Genomic DNA, 17,284 nt, shown 5'->3' on the forward strand with positions numbered 1-17,284 from the left:
TGGGAAACAAGGTAGCGAGGGATTACAGCCAGATGACAGGTTTTGCCAGCCCTGTGCTTGGGAACGGGGGAGTTTCCTCAGGAGGGTTGCGTTTCTGCACGCCTGCGGATGACAAATGAAAGAACGCCAGCGCTCTCCGTGAAGGCCACCATCGCATGGCCTGTTTCGCGGCAATAAGACTGGAAATCCGCCACTGAAGCGCGATCCGTTGCCAGAATACGAAGGCGTGTTCCAGGCGCCATGTCACGCAGGGCGCGGTTCGCCTTGAGAACGGGCATGGGGCAGGCAAGACCGCGCAGGTCCAGCAGGGTCTCCGTCGGAGGTATCGTCATGACGTCTGTTATGCCCTGCGCCGTGCCGTGGGCCAAGTAACGGATTTCCCATTGCCGGAATAGCATGGTTTTTCTATAACTATGGCTCAATGCCACAAAGCGTCCTTCGGGGCGCTTTTTTTGTTTTTGAGGAACACATGGAAAAACTGATCTCTGAAAGGTCGCCGTCTTCCGAGGGAAATGAGCATCGGGCTTACACGATCCGTATTTTGGAAGACCGTGTTCTTCGACTGGAAACAGTCGCTGGGGGGTTGTCAGATCGGTACGAACAACTGCGTACGGAGATGCGGCAGGAAATCAGTTCTCTGCGGGATCAGATGAAATCCCTGGAGACCAAGGTCGATAATGGTAACAGGATTGTGAATGGAAAGCTGGACCGTCTGATCGGTGGCCGGGCTGTTCTGACGGCGATAGTGACGCTGGCAACATCCATCCTCGGAACTGGGATGGTGCATTTCGCTCTGTCTCTCAGCACGCATTGAGGGGACGAGTCATGGAAGGTCTTGATGTCGGACAACTCAAGCATCTGGTGGTGGAGCCAGCCCTTGCAGCGCTCGGACTGGGCGGGACAGCAGCCGTTAATCTTCTGACGGGCACGGCACTGGCTGAGAGCAGAGGAGCCTACGTAAAGCAGATTGGGGGAGAGCCAGCGCTGGGGCTATGGCAAATGGAACCTGCAACCCACGACGATTGCTGGGCTAATTTTCTGCGTTTCCCGGTTGGGCAGCCATATGCTGGCATTCTGGAAAACATGCTGGCTCATGATCTGCCACGCAGTGCGCAGATGATCAGTAATTTACGATATGCCTGTGCGATGGCGCGAATCCGGTTTTACCGTGTTCGGGAAGCACTGCCTTCTGCACAGGATCCGTTTGCCTTAAGCCGGTATCACAAGGTGCATTACAATACCCCGCTCGGCGCGGCAGACCCTGTGGCCAATGTCGATTATTTCAGGAGAGCTGTTCAGGCTTGAAGCGAGAGCGATGCCGGGGACCTGTATGCATCACGCTCCCGACATCGCAGGTTTACCTTAGATCGGTATATTATGACAGAATAGTGGCGTAGCTGAATATGCCAATTATTTAATCTGACTTTTATGGGTATTTAACGAAGCGCGAAAAGCCTGTTTTGGGGATTGCCCTGGAATGTCGCAGGACCAGTGTGGGACAGGCGCAATCCCCGATGAAGCCAGACGCTTCCGCCGATTTTGAGCCATCGACGGCAAAATGCGAAGTCTTCGGAGAGATATGTTCTCGTCTCCGGGTCAATCATGCAGTCAAACAGGGCAAAAGGATTCTGTGGGACCGAATGATCGGTGAGATGGCCACTTTGTTGAGCATCGATGCGCTCGTATTCGGTCTCAGGATAGGCGCTCATCATCTGGCTAATTGTGGAGCGCGTCAGCAGCATGAAGCCAGTTCCGACGTAAGAAACGGAAGCAATTTCGGCTGGCGGTGAAGTGTCATACAGCGCAGAGCAGTCGCCAACATAGCGCAAACTGGCACTTTCCGGGGGTTCGCCTTTGCTCATGAACCGCTGGGTATTATGGTCCCAGTAGTGAGATTTGAGCGGGTAGGCTCCGCCGATAACCGGCTTGTCGGCGTTTAGAAGTGCTTGAATATCTGCAAACGAAAAACCAATGTCACTGTCTGCAAATAACAGGTGTGTAGCGTCTGTTTGGGTTATGAACTGGTGAAGAAGCGTATTGCGTGCCCGTGTAATCAAGGCGTCGCTTCCTAGTGTCGAGAGCGTCAGGCGAATATTGTGAGAAGGCGCTTCACTCATGCAACTGATAATGGACTGCATGTATGTTTGGGTAACTGTTCCCCCAAAACAGGGTGTCGCAATGAAGACGTGTGGGGCTGCGTTCATGGGGAGATAGTGTTCCATCTCCCCTTAAGAAAGGCTTAAAACTGAGCGGTCAAAATTTGTTAGCCGCCCATGTGACTTTGCAGAACCATATAGAAAAGAAACGCAGCATCGAGGCCGAGCACAATTGGCGTAAGGCGTTTGAAGTCCCGTAATGCGAGGGCCAATCCCGTATAAAGCAGCAAGCCGCAGGACAGGCTGAGCATGAAATTTCCGGTGATCCCGGCGATGAGCAGCATCGTGAGGGGCGGAATAGCATCGGACGGGTTGGAGGCCACGCGGTGGAGGCTGCCAAGCATATTGAGTCCGACCAGAACCAGAACAGGCGCCGTCGCGATAGCCGGGATAGCTGTAATCAGTGGCCAGAAAATGGAGGAAGCTGCGAAAAGCAGGGCGACGATCAGGGCGCTCAGGCCAGTTCGGCCTCCAGCTTCGACACCTGCGAGGCTTTCGACATAGGCTGAAACCGTACACGTCCCAAGGCTGGCCCCAATGATGCTGGCTGCGCCGTCAGATGCAAAAGCACGATGATCCAGCGCCGGTTTCTCGGGCGTTCCGTCCAGACCTGCACGATGGGCAACACTCATCATCGTTGCCGTCGCATCAAAAAAGTCACTGATGAGGAAGTAGAGCGTGATGGGAACCAGAAGGCCGAGGTGGGAGAAAAAACCGGCAAAATCAAAAGGAAGAAAAAGATTGGTGGGATAATGCGGCCAGTCCATCATATGCGTGGGCAGGGTCGTGATTGCGCCTTTATCCGTATGAATGAACAGGCCTGCCACGGTCAGTGTCAGAATCGCCAGAAGAAGCCCGGCGGGTATTCTCAGAACCACAAGAACGGCACAGAGAAGCACGCCAGCTAGGCTGAGAATAACGGACGGATCACTCAGAGAACCGAACGTCAGCCCTTGAGCCGTGGGGACGGCAATACCACTGGTAGTGAGGCCGATGCGTGCGATGAAAGCACCCAGTGCAACTTGAATGCCCAGGACAATTGAAGGCGGAAACCCGCGGATAATGCGCTGGCGTATCTGGCTGAGAGAAAGTGCTGTGAAGCACAGGCCGCTGAAAAGGACGACTGTAAAGGCGGTCCGTGGGCTCACATGGGCCTGCTGAACGACAACCTGCGCGAACAGAACGTTGCTGCTCATGGCCGGAGCTAGAGCGATTGGCAGTCTTGCCCACAAAGCCATGAGCAATGTGCCAGCGACTGCTCCTGCAATCGTGGTCATGACCATGTCGTGGCGATCCAGTCCCGCCGCCGACAGAATGGCTGGATTGACAGCGACGATATAGGCCATGGCCCCGAAAACCGTCAGGCCAGCGATGATCTCACGCGGAACGGTGGAGCCGCGGGCGGAAATATGAAACCATCGGTCGAGTGTGGACAGCAACGATCAGGCACTCCGGCGGGAATGAAAATTTTGCTCAGCTATAGTGAAAAAAGTTCATTCCGCCATGGGGCCTTGGTGATTTTTCATTTCGGGTTCGTTTTTTGAGCCCATGCTTTTTTAACCTGAGCGGGTGTCAGGCGCTTCGCAGGCTTGCCAGAAGATGCCGCCTTTGACGGATGTGGCACACTGCTTGCTCCACCTCCTGTCGTCCCGCCTGGTGCAATTCCTGCAGCCGGGTTTGTGTTGGCTTCTCGTACCGCACGTTCACAGGCTGAGCCTTCCCCAACACCCAACTGAATGGTTGGGATGAGCGCAGCAGGCGGGAAGAGAACACCAAGGCCTACGGACGCTGCAACACGCCCTACCAGTTCTGCGCCGGGCAAAATATTGGGGCCGCTGAGAGGGCCAAAAATATGCACTGCCCCAGGAAGAGAGAGGATCTGAGGGTGAATTGAGCGGGTAGTAACAGCATAGTCGAGAGTATCGTTGTGGAAATTGACTGTTCCTGTTCCGGTCGTGCGGGTGGTTTCAGTCTGGAGCAACAGAGACTTGGTTTTCAGAATGCCGCTGTCCAGCGGCATATCAGCGACAAGACATTCAAGTCTCGATCGGTTGGGAATTCCAAGAGCGGACAAAACTGCTGATCCCAGCTTTAGCCCGAGCAGATCTGGAAGAAGGGCCGTAACGTCTCCGCCCCGATCCAGTACAAGTGTGGTTCCGCCATCTCCGTTCGCGACCAGCGATGCGACAGAATTTCCTGTTGATGTCAGCGTGACATGGCCACCGATTGTTCCCTCACCTTTGAAGGTGTCAGTTGCTTTCATGATCTGCGAGAGGGGGAGGCGAGAAACATCAAGGCGGAACTTGGTCCGGAACTGCTCATTCTTCGTTGGTTCCAGAGTCGCAGCGGCGCTGATTTTCCCGGATCCTGTCGCAAAAGTCAGATGTTTCAGATCAATAGCGCCGTCTTTGACCTCGAACTCCGTATCGATGTTGTCCAGCGGCAGGTCTTTGTTGCGGATATGATCACCGTGATAGGTCACGTGTGCATTCACAGCGTTCAGCTTGGGAACATTGATTTTCTGATCGGGTAGCACGCTTTTGCTTGGAGGAGCGGTTTTCTTTGCCTCGCCCGTTTTCGCACCAATGAACCCACCGAGATCCGCCAGATCGACTGAGCGCGAATGTAAGGCAGCCTCTACGAATGGCGGTTTCAGGTGGGGATTGACGTTGATGTCCCCACCAATGTCAGACGACCCCATCTTTCCTTCGAATTTCTGGAAACGAATGGCATTTTCGGAATATCCGAGGTTGCCCGTGATGCTGTAAGCCGGAGTGTGCGGCACAGGAACACCCGTCAGTCCATAAAGCAAAGACATGTCTGGGCCCGCGAAGTGAAGGGCGAGCTTTGTTCCCTTGAAGTGCAGCGGGTCGTCGACCGTTCCCTTGAGAGTTACGTAGGTTGGGCCGTTAGCGATACGACCATCAATGGGGTACGGCTCAGCAGGCTTAGTGAGCGAGAGAAGAGCCCCACCAACAATGTGTCCGTTGATTGGTGCCTGAGCGTAGCGCCCGTTGAGATCAACGACGACGTTTCCTTTTTGGTTGGCCTGAGCCGGCGTCGTGTGAACAAGCACGTGCATATCCGTTTTCAACTGAGCAAGTGCCAGATGAATGTCCGCATTCTGGATGTCGATTTCGCCGAGATCCGGTAGCGTTGTTGTGCTTGAGGATGAGGCCGATTGGTTATCTTTGGATGTGTCGCCGAACGTATAATTATTACGGCCGTTCATCAGGGAAATAATGTCCCCTCTCGGGGTATCCATGCGGATTACCGGGATAAAGAGGCCACGTCCGGTCAGGTAGCGCCAGACATCCACTTTCACTGTCAGGGATTTGGCAGACGCAAAGTCAGATTTTTCTTTTTCAAAGCCTTCAGGTTGGGAAATTTTCAGGTCGTCGACCGTGACGCTGGTGCGCAGGCCAGGTGAAACGTGAAGATGAGCAATGCTGACCGGGCGATGCAGTGCCGCAGAGGCTTTGCGATTGATGAGCGGGACGAACCAGTCCCACTGCCAGACAAACACCAAGACGATGATGGCAATGGCGAGAGCGCCCAAAAAGCCGCCTGCTACTTTTAGAACAGGATGCTTGCGACGAACCTTTTGGGACGAGGCATCACTCATCATTGAAACTCCACATCACGAAAAATCTGGCCGAAGAAGAAATATGACTGCATTGGTATGAATACGATTTGCAGCCGACCCAGTTGCGCCTGAAGACATTAAGAGCGTGGAAAATGAGTGAGACCGTGAACGATATCAGAGCCGAGCATGATCCCCTGACAGCCTTGCGTCAGGTCAGTCGCACTGTGCATGAACGGGTCGATCAGGTGTATTCACGTTTCAATCTGTCAGATCCAACGTCTTATGGTGCCTTTCTGCAGGCCCATGCGAAGGTGTTGCCTGCTGTGGAGCAGTGGCTTGCCACGCAGCATGATTTGCCAGCGTGGCGTGGTCGCACTGATCTTTTGCAACGCGATCTACAAACTCTTGGCCACGCACTACCCACAGCGCTGGATTGGCACCCTCCAACGCGAGCGGGAGGTGCTCTGGGTGCTCTCTATGTGCTGGAAGGATCTCGCCTTGGCGGCAAAATGCTGTCAGCGCAGGTGGGGGAAGGGCTACCCCGGGAATATTTGTCAACAGCGCATGAAAAGGGTGGCTGGCCCGCGTTCCTTCAGATGCTGCGTGAGCGACTTTCCACCGGGGATGCGACTTATCGTGCTGCGGTCATGGATGGTGTGACGGCAACGTTTGATCTGTTTCGGAAGGCGGCTGTTACGGACTGACGGGCCGGACGCTCAAGGGAACGAGCCCTGGGAATGTGACGGCCAACTGTGCTGCCTCTGCGGGACAGAGCATGGCAATTGCACACCCCAGTGCAGTTGCATCAGGGGCAGGAAGTCTTTCAATACCCCGAAGCAGCGCTTCCAGTGTGTGTCCGCCCTGGCTCAGCACCATTAAAACCGTGAGGCGTGCGTAAAGCTCGGACGTGGCTTCCTGGGGAAGTAGCGTGGAATCAGGGGTTTCAAGATCGACACTCTGCCCCGTGATTGCAGAAGCCATACTCTGGTCTTCTGGGCGGAAACGTAAGGGAACGGCTGCGAGAAGTGATGGAGAGCCTGTGATGGTCAGGCACGGCGCCTGGCAGGGGCGTTCAGGAAAAAGAAATGCAGGATATGGCGAGACTGAACTGGCCTCGACAGCAAGAATCATCCGGACATGCCGGGTAGGGTCCAGATCAGTCGCTGGAAGAGCAACAAGTTGCTCTGTGTGCAGGTCCAGCACGAAAGGCTGTGTGTTACTGAACGCGTAGAATTGAAAATCAGGAAACGTGCCGTCATCTTCCGCAGAAAGCGCGGAGGTACTGAGACCAAGCTTTTCCAATGTATTTTCGTCATGCTGGACCACAGTTTGGCGAAGGCGCCAGTAAAGGTCAGTCAAACCTGACTGAACAAGCGAAGCGGCAATTCGGCGCGTTTCCGGTAGCCAACGCTGTGGTCCTGTTTCTAATGCATCATTGCGATCAAAATGTTTCCAGGCCTCTTCTGGCGTTTCACTTGAACCGCGTTGGAAAAAGCTCTGGCGATCGCCTGCTGCGTAATGAAGAACGCGTGCCTGAGACCAGTCAGGATGAGAACGGATACGCTCAAAAGGGTCAGGCAAAGCGCTTTCGAACCGGTCAGCCGGTAAAAGGGTTCGCGTGACCCTGTGGTCAGCAGTCTCAAGAAGTGCGTGATGCGTGAAGGTTTGGCTCGGTGCAAAGGGCGACGGTGTTTCATGGCCATTGGAACCAAACAGACACCAGTTTACCGGAATGGGCTGCCCATCTGCCGAACCCAGAAACTCTTCAAGAGACGAGGCCTGTTCAAGATGCAGATATTCGTCTGCGGCAAGAATCATCATCCAATCGAATTCGGTGCGCCCATGTTCAAAAACAGCCTTTTGAAAGGCTGTCTGGCGCTCCAGACGATCGGGGATGGTCTTGTCCGATCGTTGAAGCCGAATATCGTAAAATGAAGCGGCATTGGAAAGAAGAGTCCAAGTGCCGTCAGTTGAATGATCGTCGCAGACGATCAGTGTTGAGAACCCAATCGTGGCATGGTGACTAAGCCACCAGCCGATGTTGTCGGCCTCGTTATGGACGAACAGGACAGCGGCTGTTTTGGGCATAAGGCTGGGTTAATCCATTTTGAGGGCTGCGAGGAAGGCACTCTGCGGAATTTCGACCTTACCAAACTGTCTCATCCGTTTCTTGCCTTCTTTCTGCTTGTCCAGAAGTTTGCGCTTACGGGAGATGTCACCACCATAGCATTTCGCCGTCACGTCCTTGGAAAGCGCGCCAATGGTTTCACGGGCGATGACCTTGGAGCCGATAGCGGCCTGAATGGCGATCTTGAAGAGCTGCTTGGGGATCAGATCCTTGAGCTTGCCGCAAATTGCACGACCGCGCGTCTCTGCCACGGTGCGGTGGGCAACGAAGGACAGCGCATCCACTGGCTCATGATTGACCAGAATGGAAATGCGGACCAGGTCGCTCTCCTCGTATCCATCAACCTGATAGTCGAAGGACGCATATCCGCGGGTCAGGGATTTCAGACGATCATAGAAGTCAAACACAACTTCATTGAGCGGAAGACGATAGACGGCCATCGCACGGTTGCCGACATACGTGAGATCGACCTGAATACCGCGACGTTCCGAGCAGAGTGTCAGCACGGAACCCAGATATTCATCCTGAACCATGATCGTAGCCTTGATCCAGGGCTCTTCAATGGTTTCGATTTGGGCAGGATCCGGCATGTCTGCAGGGTTATGCAGCTCTTCCTTCGTGCCGTTTGTCAGTGTCATGCGATAGACGACAGACGGCGCGGTGGCGATCAGATCCAGATTGAATTCGCGGGAAAGGCGTTCCTGGATGATCTCCAGATGGAGCAGTCCGAGGAATCCGCAGCGGAAGCCAAAGCCCAGAGCAGCCGAACTTTCTGCCTCGAAGTGGAAAGATGCATCGTTCAGTCGCAGCTTACCAAGGCTGTCACGCAGCTTCTCGAAATCGTCGGCATCGATTGGGAAGAGGCCGCACCACACCACAGGGATGGAAGGCTTGAAGCCTGCAAGCGCCTTTTCGGCCGGCTTGCGATCCAGGGTAATTGTGTCACCGACCGCGACGTCCGCAACGGTTTTGATGGCTGCATTAATGAAGCCCATCTCACCTGGGCCAAGCTCATCAACGTTGGTCATTTTGGGAAGGAACACACCAACCTGATCAACGTGATAGGTCGATCCGGCCTGCATCATACGAATGCGGTCACCGCGCTTGACGGTGCCATTCATGACGCGGATCAGAATGATGACGCCGAGGTAAGCATCGTACCAGCTATCCACCAGAAGAGCCTGAAGCGGTGCTGAACGGTCACCCTTCGGCGCAGGCAGACGCGTTACAAGTGCTTCAAGGACGCCTTCGATGTTGATGCCGGTTTTGGCGCTGATTTCCACAGCGTCATCCGCCGGGATGCCAATGACCTCTTCGATCTGCGTGCGAACACGCTCCGGCTCGGCTGCCGGAAGGTCGATCTTGTTCAGAACTGGCACGATTTCGTGGTTTGCGTCGATCGCCTGATAGACGTTTGCCAGCGTCTGGGCTTCCACGCCTTGGGACGCATCCACAACCAGCAGTGACCCCTCACAGGCGGCAAGCGAGCGACTGACTTCATATGCAAAGTCAACGTGGCCCGGCGTGTCCATGAGGTTCAGCGTGTAGATGTTTCCATCTTTGGCCGGGTACGTCAGGCGAACCGTCTGTGCCTTGATGGTAATGCCGCGCTCCTGCTCCAACTCCATCGAATCGAGGACCTGAGCTTTCATCTCACGAGCCGTGAGAGCGCCACAGGCCTGGATCAGGCGGTCTGCAAGCGTCGATTTACCGTGGTCAATATGCGCAATGATCGAGAAATTGCGAATGAGGGAGAGCGGGGTTTCGGTCATGGCAGGTTACATACGGGATTATCGCAGGAATGTCAGCAGACCTGCGGAAAAGCCTGCCTTCGTGAAAAGGCAGGCAAGGGGAATCAGCGATCCGTCAGACGGAACTCGATCCTGCGGTTGCGGGCGTATGCCGCTGGGGTGCTGGCCGCGTCAAGCGGCTGGAAGTCTGCAAACCCTGTTGCTGCCAGATGATGCGGGTCCACACCCTCGGCAATCAGAAGTTTCACAACAGTGATGGCCCGTTCAGAGGACAGCTCCCAGTTGCTCGGAAAAGCGCTGTGAATGGGCTGTCTGTCTGCATGGCCGTCAATGCGCAGAATCCATGGGATATCTGCGGGAATGGTTGAAGACACCTGTTTGAACGTCTTTGCCAGAGTGGTGATTTCTTTTTTGCCTTCAGTGGTTAGGTCAGCGCTGCCCTGAGGAAAAAGAATTTCTGACTGAAAGACAAACCGGTCTCCTACGACATTCACGCCCTTCTGATTCTTCAGGATATCACGCAGGCGGCCAAAAAATTCCGAGCGATACCGTTTGAGCTGGTTCACTTTGTCGGCCAAGGCGACGTTCAGCTTGTTTCCAAGATCCTGAATCTGCGTGTCTTTGGCCTGCTCGTTCTTTTTCTCGATATCAAGGGCGTTGCTGATGGCCTGAAGCTGGCGTGTCAGTTCTTCGATCTGAGCCTGTAGGTCCGAGATTTTGCTGTTCTGCTGCTGGCTTGTGCTGTCAGCAGAGGCAAGGGCCTGATCTTTGGACTGAAGCTGGCCATTCAGAAGAGCCATCTGCCCGGCCAAAGCCTTGAGCTGGTCTTCGTTCTTCTGCTTGTCATTGGCCAGGCTGGCGACGGTCGCATTCAGGGATTTGTTCTTGTCTTCCGTCATAGAGAGCATGTGTGACAGCTCAGCCAACTGCTTCTGCAAAGCGTCGAGTGTGTGCTCGCGTCGCATCAGGGCGACGGACAAAAACTGTTGTCCCACCACAAAGACCAGAAGAACGAACGTGACGACCATCAGCAGTGTGGACAGAGCGTCCACATAGCCGGGCCAGGCATCCAGGGCGTTGTTGGGTCCGCGTCTGCGCCGGGCCATGGTCAGTCCTGCCTGCTGGAAGTGCCGTTTGTGGTGCCGGAGGCCGCAGCGATGGTCCGCGCGAGAACCCGCAGGTCATTGCGAATTTCACCCACGGTTTGGGCGCGACCCTGATGCAGTTCTTCAACGAGACGGGAAAGATGGCTCTCAATCCGAAGAAGCGGCGTGCCTTGCGAGCCCGGTTGACCCTCTTCACCCATCTGGCGAAGGAGTGGAACGAGGGCTGCATTCGTCTCGGCCGTGCGGGTCATGATCTGCTGATTGGCTTTCAGGAGTTCAGTCATGCCGCGCAGACGCTCCTGCAGGCTATCCAGCAACTGAACCTCACGGACGCGGGCTTCTTCACTGCGGGAAACGGCATTCTGAAGCGTTTCCAGATTTTCCGCTGTCTGTTCGAGAAGGGCCTGCACATAGGCTGGGATCGGAGCCCCATCGCTCTCAATGCTTGTGCCACCGCTGACACGGGTAACGCCCGCAAGCCATTCTTCCAGCTCATTGAAGAAGCGGCTTTGTGCCTGACCGGCTGTCAGATCCAGGAAGCCAAGAACCAGCGCTCCTGCCAGGCCGAACATGGAACCCGAGAATGCGGTCGACATGCCAGCCAGCGGACCGGCAAGGCCTGTCTTGAGCTGGTTGAACATGGCGTCCAGATCGCCGTTACCCGCTGACATTCCACCGATCACGGAGGCGATGGAGCTCACCGTCAGAAGCAGACCGTAGAAGGTGCCGAGAAGCCCCAGGAAAATCAGCAACTGCGTCATATAACGCGAAATTTCGCGGCTCTCATCCAATCGGGACGAGAGACTGTCCAGCATGGCCTGGGTTGTCTGGGTCGAGAGGGTCAAGCGGTCCGTGCGACTGCGTGCGGCAAGCATGCTCGCCATTGGGGCGAGCAGTTTGGGCGGGTTTGGAGCTGCAAGCCCTGCGCGGGGCTGGCGGAGCATTTCCACCCAGCGAACTTCCGGCATGAGCCGCTGGACAACGCGGAGGCTCCAGATAATTCCCAAAATCAGAACGCCCAGAATGACGGCATCCAGCTTCGGGTTGGCATTGAAAGCGTTCAGGAGCGTCTTGGCCATAGACGCTGCGAGAAGCGCAACGGCGGCGAGAAAGACGCCCATACGCAGAAGGAAGGTGGTGGGACGGGTCACGGCGGGTCTTTCCTGGCTTATGGCGTGCCGTTTGCCGGGGTTGCGGAATCGGAGGGCGGCGGATTTTGCTCAGTGACGATATCGAGGCGGTCAGCCGGATTAGTATCGCCCTTGTCCGGACGTCCCATGGCGCGGGGATACAGGCGCGTGGTTGCAACGCCAGCATTGATGAAAATGGAGCGTACAGCCAGTGCCCGTGCAAGGGAAATGCGTCTTGGCATTGAAATGTCATCACCTGGCACAGTGGCATAGGCTGTCAGGATGATACGTTTTTCAGGCTGATCCTTGAGCGAGGCGCCATAGGCCGTAAGGGCTTTGAGGCTCTCATCGGTGAGATCTGAACTCGACGGCGCGAAAATCACGCGCAGTCCACCTTCTGGCAGAGCTGTCGTGCTGCTCTTCGCATCAGCAACGGCCTTGATATCAACCGGTGGAGCGGGCGCATGCGTCTGAATGGGGACGAAGGGTGGCGGCAGCACGACAGGTGGCGGCGGTGCGGTGGGAACGGCAGGAACCGTCGTTTTGCCTGTACCTGTAGGTGCAGAGGCGCTGTGCGGAGCCGTACTCCGCGATGGAGAAGGCGTCGCTGCGGCACGATGCGTGGTCTGGGAAGGGACTGCAGGTTTTGCAACGGCAGTCGGTTTGCCACTGGGAAGATCATCCAGATTGCTGGTGACCTGGGCATGCGCCCCAGAAGGCTGAAGGCAGGCCAGAACGGCCGCCACTGAGAGGGAGGTTAGGATCGGCCTGTACATAGGGGACCGATCCTAACCGAGCGTTCCATCCTCCCGCAATGGGGCAGGAGAGACTTCTGCTTACTCCCGGTTCAAAGCCTCATGCACGATACCGCGCAGAGTGCCATGAAGCTGGGCATTTCCGGCAACAACATTGACGTCGTCGTCGAGGTCATGAAGCTCCTGTCCGTCCGGATCAGTGGCGTGGCCACCAGCTTCCCGAACGATCAGCAGGCCTGCTGCGCAGTCCCATGGCTTGATGCCGAATTCCCAGTAACCTTCGTAACGGCCAGCTGCGACCCATGCGAGATCAAGGGCAGCGGCGCCGAAGCGACGGATGCCTGCAACCTGCGGCATGAGAGCACCCAGAACGCGTGCGAAGGGCAGGCGTTTGCTGCTGGGGACCTTTGCGAACGGAATACCTGTGGCGAACACGGCTTCCTGCATGTTCCGTCGTGCGGAAACGCGCAGGCGGCGCTCGTTCAGGAATGCGCCGATGCCTTTCTCAGCCCAGAACATTTCGTTGGCAGCAGGATTGTAAACCAGCCCGGAGACCAGTTCGACCGTACCATCCGGCAGGCGACGCTGAAGGCCAATGGAAATGGCCCAGTGCGGAATGCCGTGCAGGAAATTCGTCGTGCCGTCCAGCGGATCGACAATCCAGCGCCACGTCCAGTTATCCCCGCCCGAGGGGCCTGATTCTTCCATGAGGAAGGCATAGCCTGGACGTGCGCGGGCGAGTTCTTCGCGGATGATGGTTTCTGCACGCAGGTCGGCCTGGGACACGAAGTCTCCCGGACCCTTGATGCTGACCTGAAGCTGCTCGACCTCTGCAAAATCGCGGAGCAGGCGGCGTGCTGCCTTCTGCGCTGCGTTCTGCATGACGGCCATGTGCGGGGAAAGACGCATGATCAGTCCTTGGCGCGCTCGACGTAGGACGCATCATCCGTACGGACAACGATGCGCTCGCCAGCTTCAATGAAAGGAGGAACCATGGTCTTCACGCCATTGGCGAGCATGGCTGGCTTGTAGGACGATGAGGCCGTCTGACCTTTCACGACCGGGTCCGCTTCGGTGATTTCGAGCGTGACATGCGGCGGCAGGGTCACGCCAACGGCGTCGCCTTCCACAAGCTTGACGCTCAGTTCCATATTGTCCTGCAGGAACGGAAGCTGGTCACCCAGGATATCGGTTGGCAGGATGACCTGCTCGAACGTTTCCGGGTCCATCAGAACAATGTTCTCACCGTCCATGTAGGAATAGGTGAAGTCCTTGTCTTCCGTGATCAGGCGTTCAACGGTGTCTGCGGTGCGCCAGCGCTCGTTCGTCTTGTTGCCCGTCTTCAGGTCACGCATTTCAACCTGAATAAACGCGCCACCCTTACCCGGGGTGATGATCTGCTGCTTGAGAACCGTCCAGCGACGGCCATCGTGCTCGATGACCTGACCGGCGCGGATAAGGTTGGCTTGTTGCTTCATGTGTTGTCCTGACCCTGCAATAGTGGGTTTCTTATCACGTCTTGTGGGCTTCTAGCGCCGTGAAGGGGATTTCGGCAAGGCGCAAGGCGGCCTGAGTGGGCTGAATAACTCAGGAAAGTGTGAAGGATGTCGCTCTTGGAGGAAAAGTGAGAGGGGTTCATGCTCGCAATGGCCCTGTCGTGCAGGCGGGGACGGATAACTCAGGGGCTTGCTCTCATGTACGACATGAAAAATCTTTCCCGTATTTCCCATCTCGAAGCGAACGCCAGCAAGGGGATGGACGCTTTCTGGCAGTTTGATCGCGCTGCATTTGAAGACGGAACTGTCAGCGCACTGACTAAGCAGCTCGCTGCGGTTGCTGTCGCGCTGACCACGCAGTGTCCGTATTGCATCGAACTTCATGCCAAGGCTGCGCGTGAGGCAGGGGCAACAGACGCTCAGCTGTCAGAGATTGCTCTGGTGGCAGCGGCTATCCGTGCGGGTGGCGCCGTCACACATGCGACGCATCTGTTTCCGAAGACGGAAGGGTAAAGCAGGTGCTCGGGGCTGCGTCCGGCTTTGTTGGGTAAGCAGCTCCAAAATCCGCCGTCGGGCAATGCTCTATCGTGTTGAGCGAGCCTGTCTGTGATTTAGACGGTTAACGTCCAAGGCTGAAGCAGGCCAGGATTTCGATGGCCTGAGCGATAGGCTCTAACCTTCAAAATCTGCAATTTCTCCTTGAGGTGTACGGACTTTGCCCTTCTCGCCAGGCAACAGGTAATCCGGCCCCAGTGGGACTTTCCCTTTGCCATGGGGAATGTCGAGAACATATGTCGGCCATGCCAGGCCTGTGACGCGTCCACGAAGGCGGCCCAGCAAAGCCCGCCCTTCTTCAACGGGAACCTGAAAGTGACTGGTTCCCGGTGCCGCGTCGAGGTGATGCAGGTAATAAGGCTTGATACGTGCCGTCACGAGAGCGCGCAAAAGCGCCTCCAGAGAGGCTTCCGTATCGTTCACTCCCCTTAAGAGAACAGACTGGGACAGAACCGGAATAGCGCGCGAAAGAATGGCGCGAACTGCCTTGCGGGCCTCGTCTGTCATTTCCCGTGCGTGATTGATGTGCGCGACGACCCACATGGCGCGATCTGTTTCCATGGCGTCCAGCAGGTCCGGTGTAATGCGAGCCGGGTCTGCTACGGGAACACGGGAATGAATACGGATGGTCTCAATATGCGGAATCGCCGAGAGGGACTGAACGATATGTTTCAGTCGGCGCGGCGCGAGCATCAGAGGGTCACCGCCCGTCAGGATGATTTCGCGGATGGCGGGATGCGTCCGAACCCAATCAAGCGCAGTTTCGAACTCTTTATCTGTCAGAAGGCCACCATCGGGGCCAACATGCTCCCGTCGGAAACAGAAACGGCAGTAAAGTGGACAGATCAACAGGGGCTTCAGAAGCGCACGGTCTTCGTAACGATGTACGATCCCTTTGACGGGAGACAGCGCATCATCCCCAATCGGATCAACGGTTTCATAGGGCTGCGTGGTCAGTTCCCGGATGTCAGGGATGACCTGCTTTCCGATAGGGTCGTCTGAGGTTTCAATCAGTGCCTGAAACGCAGGTGGAATAGCTGTCGCAAAGTGGCCGCTGACAGCATCAAGGGTCGCTCTGTCAACTTCCGGAGCTAGCCCTGCCTGAATGAGATCAGATGGTGTGCGCAGCACATGCCGCTTGTTCGTGGTCTTGACCATATCGTGCATGTGGTGGCTCTAACGCTGGCTGGCTGTGTGTTGCAACAGGAACTCTTCCCTTATGACCCATTCCTCGTCCGATCATGACCGGATTGCTGAACGCCTGCCGTTGCTCAGGCGCCGGGCTGCCATGGTGCAGGCTACGCGAAAATTTTTCGATGATCGTGGTTATCTGGATGTGGAAACGCCTTACGCGGTTCCGGTTCCGGGGGAAGAAGTGCATCTTCGCTGCTTCCGGACAGAACTGGAGCAACCTGATGGAGGCCGCGAAGCACGGTTCCTGCATACCAGCCCCGAATTTGCGATGAAACGAATTGTAGCGGCCACGGGGCTACCGATCTTCCAGCTCGCCCGGGTGTGGCGCAATGGAGAAAGCAGTTCCACGCATGTTCCGGAATTCACAATGCTGGAATGGTATGCGCCTGAAGCTGATCTTGCCGGCCTGATGGATGAGACGGAGGCTTACGTCAGGGCTCTTTTGCCGGAACAGATCTATAGGGATGAAAGACTAATCCCGCTGTCTCTGCCGTTCGAACGTCTGACAATGCAGGATGCTTTTGCGCGATATGTAGGTGCAGATCTTCTGGCGACAGCCGGGAATGCAGAGGCTCTGGCGACACAGGCGGGCGCGGTGCTCAGAAACGGTGAGACCTGGGAAGATCTCTTTTTTCGCCTGCTTCTGGAGCGTGTCGAGCCTGTTATCGGCCGTGAAAGGCCTACTTTCCTGACGCACTGGCCTGCGGAACAGGCGGCTCTTGCCCGCAAAGATCCGTCGGACGCGAGGGCAGCCTTGCGGTTTGAGCTGTATATTGCTGGGATCGAACTGGCGAACGCGTTCGAAGAATTGACGGATCCTGTGGAGCAGCGCGAACGTTTCGCTACAGATCGGCAACGAAGACTCGAAATTTCGCCAGATCAGGACTGGCCGCTTGATGAAGCTTTTTTGACGGCATTGCCAGATATGCCATCATGCTCTGGTATTGCGCTGGGGTTTGATCGCCTTGTCATGCTCGCGACGGGTGCGCCTGCAATCCGTGACATTTTGTGGTTGGCATAGCCGTTTTGAAACTTGCAGGACTTTTAATCCGTTTCTATCTCCAAACGGGCTAGAACGTCTCACGAAGAAACATATCTGTGCTGGTCACACAGCCGGGGACAAAGAAAATGAAAAAGGCAAAGCTGCTTTCCGTCGTCGCTCTTCTGGCTCTTTCCGCCTGTGAGGTTCCTACCCTGCAGCAGCGCAAGGTTCTCGATTCGATGGTCGGGAAGTCTGAAGTGGACGTCATTCGCCAGTTTGGCGTCCCGACGAAAGACTACCAGGCAGAAGGTCACTCGTTCCTCGCCTATATCGACAACCAGACCCAGTATTCCGGTGGCGGCGGCTGGGGTTGGGGCGGCTGGGGCGGCGGCTATGGTGGCTGGGGCGGCGGTTGGGGCGGTGGCTGGGGTGGACCCGGCTATGG

Annotated in this window: 17 protein-coding genes and 1 pseudogene; 6 read left to right on the plus strand and 12 right to left on the minus strand. The window is 56.1% G+C overall.

Annotated features, from left to right (window positions below):
- Positions 1-77 precede the first annotated feature (77 nt).
- Positions 78-332, minus strand: coding sequence for a sulfurtransferase TusA family protein (locus HK24_RS01595; protein ID WP_046902033.1), 255 nt, complete (start codon positions 330-332; stop codon positions 78-80).
- A 137-nt stretch (positions 333-469) separates the two neighbouring features.
- Here HK24_RS01595 and HK24_RS01600 point away from each other — a divergent pair, with 137 nt between their 5' ends.
- On the plus strand, positions 470-814 hold the full coding sequence (locus HK24_RS01600; RefSeq protein ID WP_086633057.1) for a hypothetical protein: 345 nt from the start codon (positions 470-472) through the stop codon (positions 812-814).
- An 11-nt stretch (positions 815-825) separates the two neighbouring features.
- Entirely contained in the window at positions 826-1,305 is a 480-nt protein-coding gene (locus tag HK24_RS01605; RefSeq protein ID WP_086633030.1) for a hypothetical protein, read from the plus strand.
- Positions 1,306-1,436: 131 nt separating this feature from the next.
- Here the strand turns inward: HK24_RS01605 and HK24_RS01610 are convergent, their stop codons facing one another.
- The 3 genes from HK24_RS01610 to HK24_RS01620 all read right to left on the minus strand — a co-directional run bounded on the left by HK24_RS01610 (position 1,437) and on the right by HK24_RS01620 (position 5,781).
- A complete protein-coding gene (locus HK24_RS01610) occupies positions 1,437-2,204 on the minus strand; it encodes a hypothetical protein (RefSeq protein WP_086633058.1) in 768 nt (255 codons plus the stop codon).
- Positions 2,205-2,263: 59 nt separating this feature from the next.
- Positions 2,264-3,595 (minus strand): NCS2 family permease, encoded by a 1,332-nt coding sequence (locus HK24_RS01615; RefSeq protein ID WP_086633031.1) that lies wholly within the window; start codon positions 3,593-3,595, stop codon positions 2,264-2,266.
- 83 nt (positions 3,596-3,678) lie between these two features.
- Positions 3,679-5,781, minus strand: a complete 2,103-nt coding sequence (locus tag HK24_RS01620) for an AsmA family protein (protein WP_369826505.1) — start codon at positions 5,779-5,781, stop codon at positions 3,679-3,681.
- Positions 5,782-5,894: 113 nt separating this feature from the next.
- Here HK24_RS01620 and HK24_RS01625 point away from each other — a divergent pair, with 113 nt between their 5' ends.
- Positions 5,895-6,446 (plus strand): biliverdin-producing heme oxygenase, encoded by a 552-nt coding sequence (locus tag HK24_RS01625; RefSeq protein WP_086633033.1) that lies wholly within the window; start codon positions 5,895-5,897, stop codon positions 6,444-6,446.
- Here HK24_RS01625 and HK24_RS01630 read toward each other — a convergent pair.
- The 7 genes from HK24_RS01630 to efp form a co-directional block, all read right to left on the minus strand.
- Entirely contained in the window at positions 6,436-7,830 is a 1,395-nt protein-coding gene (locus tag HK24_RS01630) for a glycosyltransferase family 2 protein (protein ID WP_086633034.1), read from the minus strand. The two genes, HK24_RS01625 and HK24_RS01630, sit on opposite strands and share 11 nt — an antisense overlap.
- Before the next feature lie 9 nt (positions 7,831-7,839).
- Entirely contained in the window at positions 7,840-9,642 is a 1,803-nt protein-coding gene (gene lepA, locus HK24_RS01635) for a translation elongation factor 4 (protein ID WP_086633035.1), read from the minus strand.
- Positions 9,643-9,725: 83 nt separating this feature from the next.
- Positions 9,726-10,727, minus strand: coding sequence for a peptidoglycan -binding protein (locus tag HK24_RS01640; protein WP_086633036.1), 1,002 nt, complete (start codon positions 10,725-10,727; stop codon positions 9,726-9,728).
- A 2-nt stretch (positions 10,728-10,729) separates the two neighbouring features.
- Positions 10,730-11,878 carry a flagellar motor protein MotA gene (locus tag HK24_RS01645; RefSeq protein ID WP_086633037.1) on the minus strand — a complete coding sequence of 383 codons (1,149 nt, stop codon included), beginning with the start codon at positions 11,876-11,878 and terminating at the stop codon, positions 10,730-10,732.
- A 17-nt stretch (positions 11,879-11,895) separates the two neighbouring features.
- The gene (locus HK24_RS01650; protein ID WP_198942031.1) at positions 11,896-12,633 is read right to left on the minus strand and encodes an OmpA family protein; all 738 of its coding nucleotides are present in this window, start codon (positions 12,631-12,633) and stop codon (positions 11,896-11,898) included.
- 60 nt (positions 12,634-12,693) lie between these two features.
- Positions 12,694-13,521 (minus strand): inositol monophosphatase family protein, encoded by an 828-nt coding sequence (locus HK24_RS01655; RefSeq protein ID WP_064274968.1) that lies wholly within the window; start codon positions 13,519-13,521, stop codon positions 12,694-12,696.
- A 2-nt stretch (positions 13,522-13,523) separates the two neighbouring features.
- Positions 13,524-14,090, minus strand: a complete 567-nt coding sequence (gene efp, locus HK24_RS01660; protein ID WP_046901304.1) for an elongation factor P — start codon at positions 14,088-14,090, stop codon at positions 13,524-13,526.
- Between the two features lie 216 nt (positions 14,091-14,306).
- Between efp and HK24_RS01665 the strand changes: the two genes are divergently transcribed.
- Complete coding sequence (locus tag HK24_RS01665) at positions 14,307-14,621, plus strand: carboxymuconolactone decarboxylase family protein (RefSeq protein ID WP_046901305.1); 315 nt, start codon at positions 14,307-14,309, stop codon at positions 14,619-14,621.
- Positions 14,622-14,780: 159 nt separating this feature from the next.
- Here the strand turns inward: HK24_RS01665 and HK24_RS01670 are convergent, their stop codons facing one another.
- Entirely contained in the window at positions 14,781-15,830 is a 1,050-nt protein-coding gene (locus tag HK24_RS01670) for a lysine-2,3-aminomutase-like protein (RefSeq protein WP_086633038.1), read from the minus strand.
- 52 nt (positions 15,831-15,882) lie between these two features.
- Between HK24_RS01670 and epmA the strand changes: the two genes are divergently transcribed.
- Together epmA and HK24_RS01680 are read left to right on the plus strand one after the other, a co-directional pair.
- Positions 15,883-16,878 (plus strand): EF-P lysine aminoacylase EpmA, encoded by a 996-nt coding sequence (gene epmA, locus HK24_RS01675; RefSeq protein WP_086633039.1) that lies wholly within the window; start codon positions 15,883-15,885, stop codon positions 16,876-16,878.
- 107 nt (positions 16,879-16,985) lie between these two features.
- Positions 16,986-17,284, plus strand: a pseudogene (locus tag HK24_RS01680) (hypothetical protein); the annotation flags it as partial.

The sequence above is a fragment of the Gluconobacter sp. DsW_058 genome (assembly GCF_002153615.1).
Classification (GTDB): Bacteria; Pseudomonadota; Alphaproteobacteria; order Acetobacterales; family Acetobacteraceae; genus Gluconobacter; species Gluconobacter cerinus.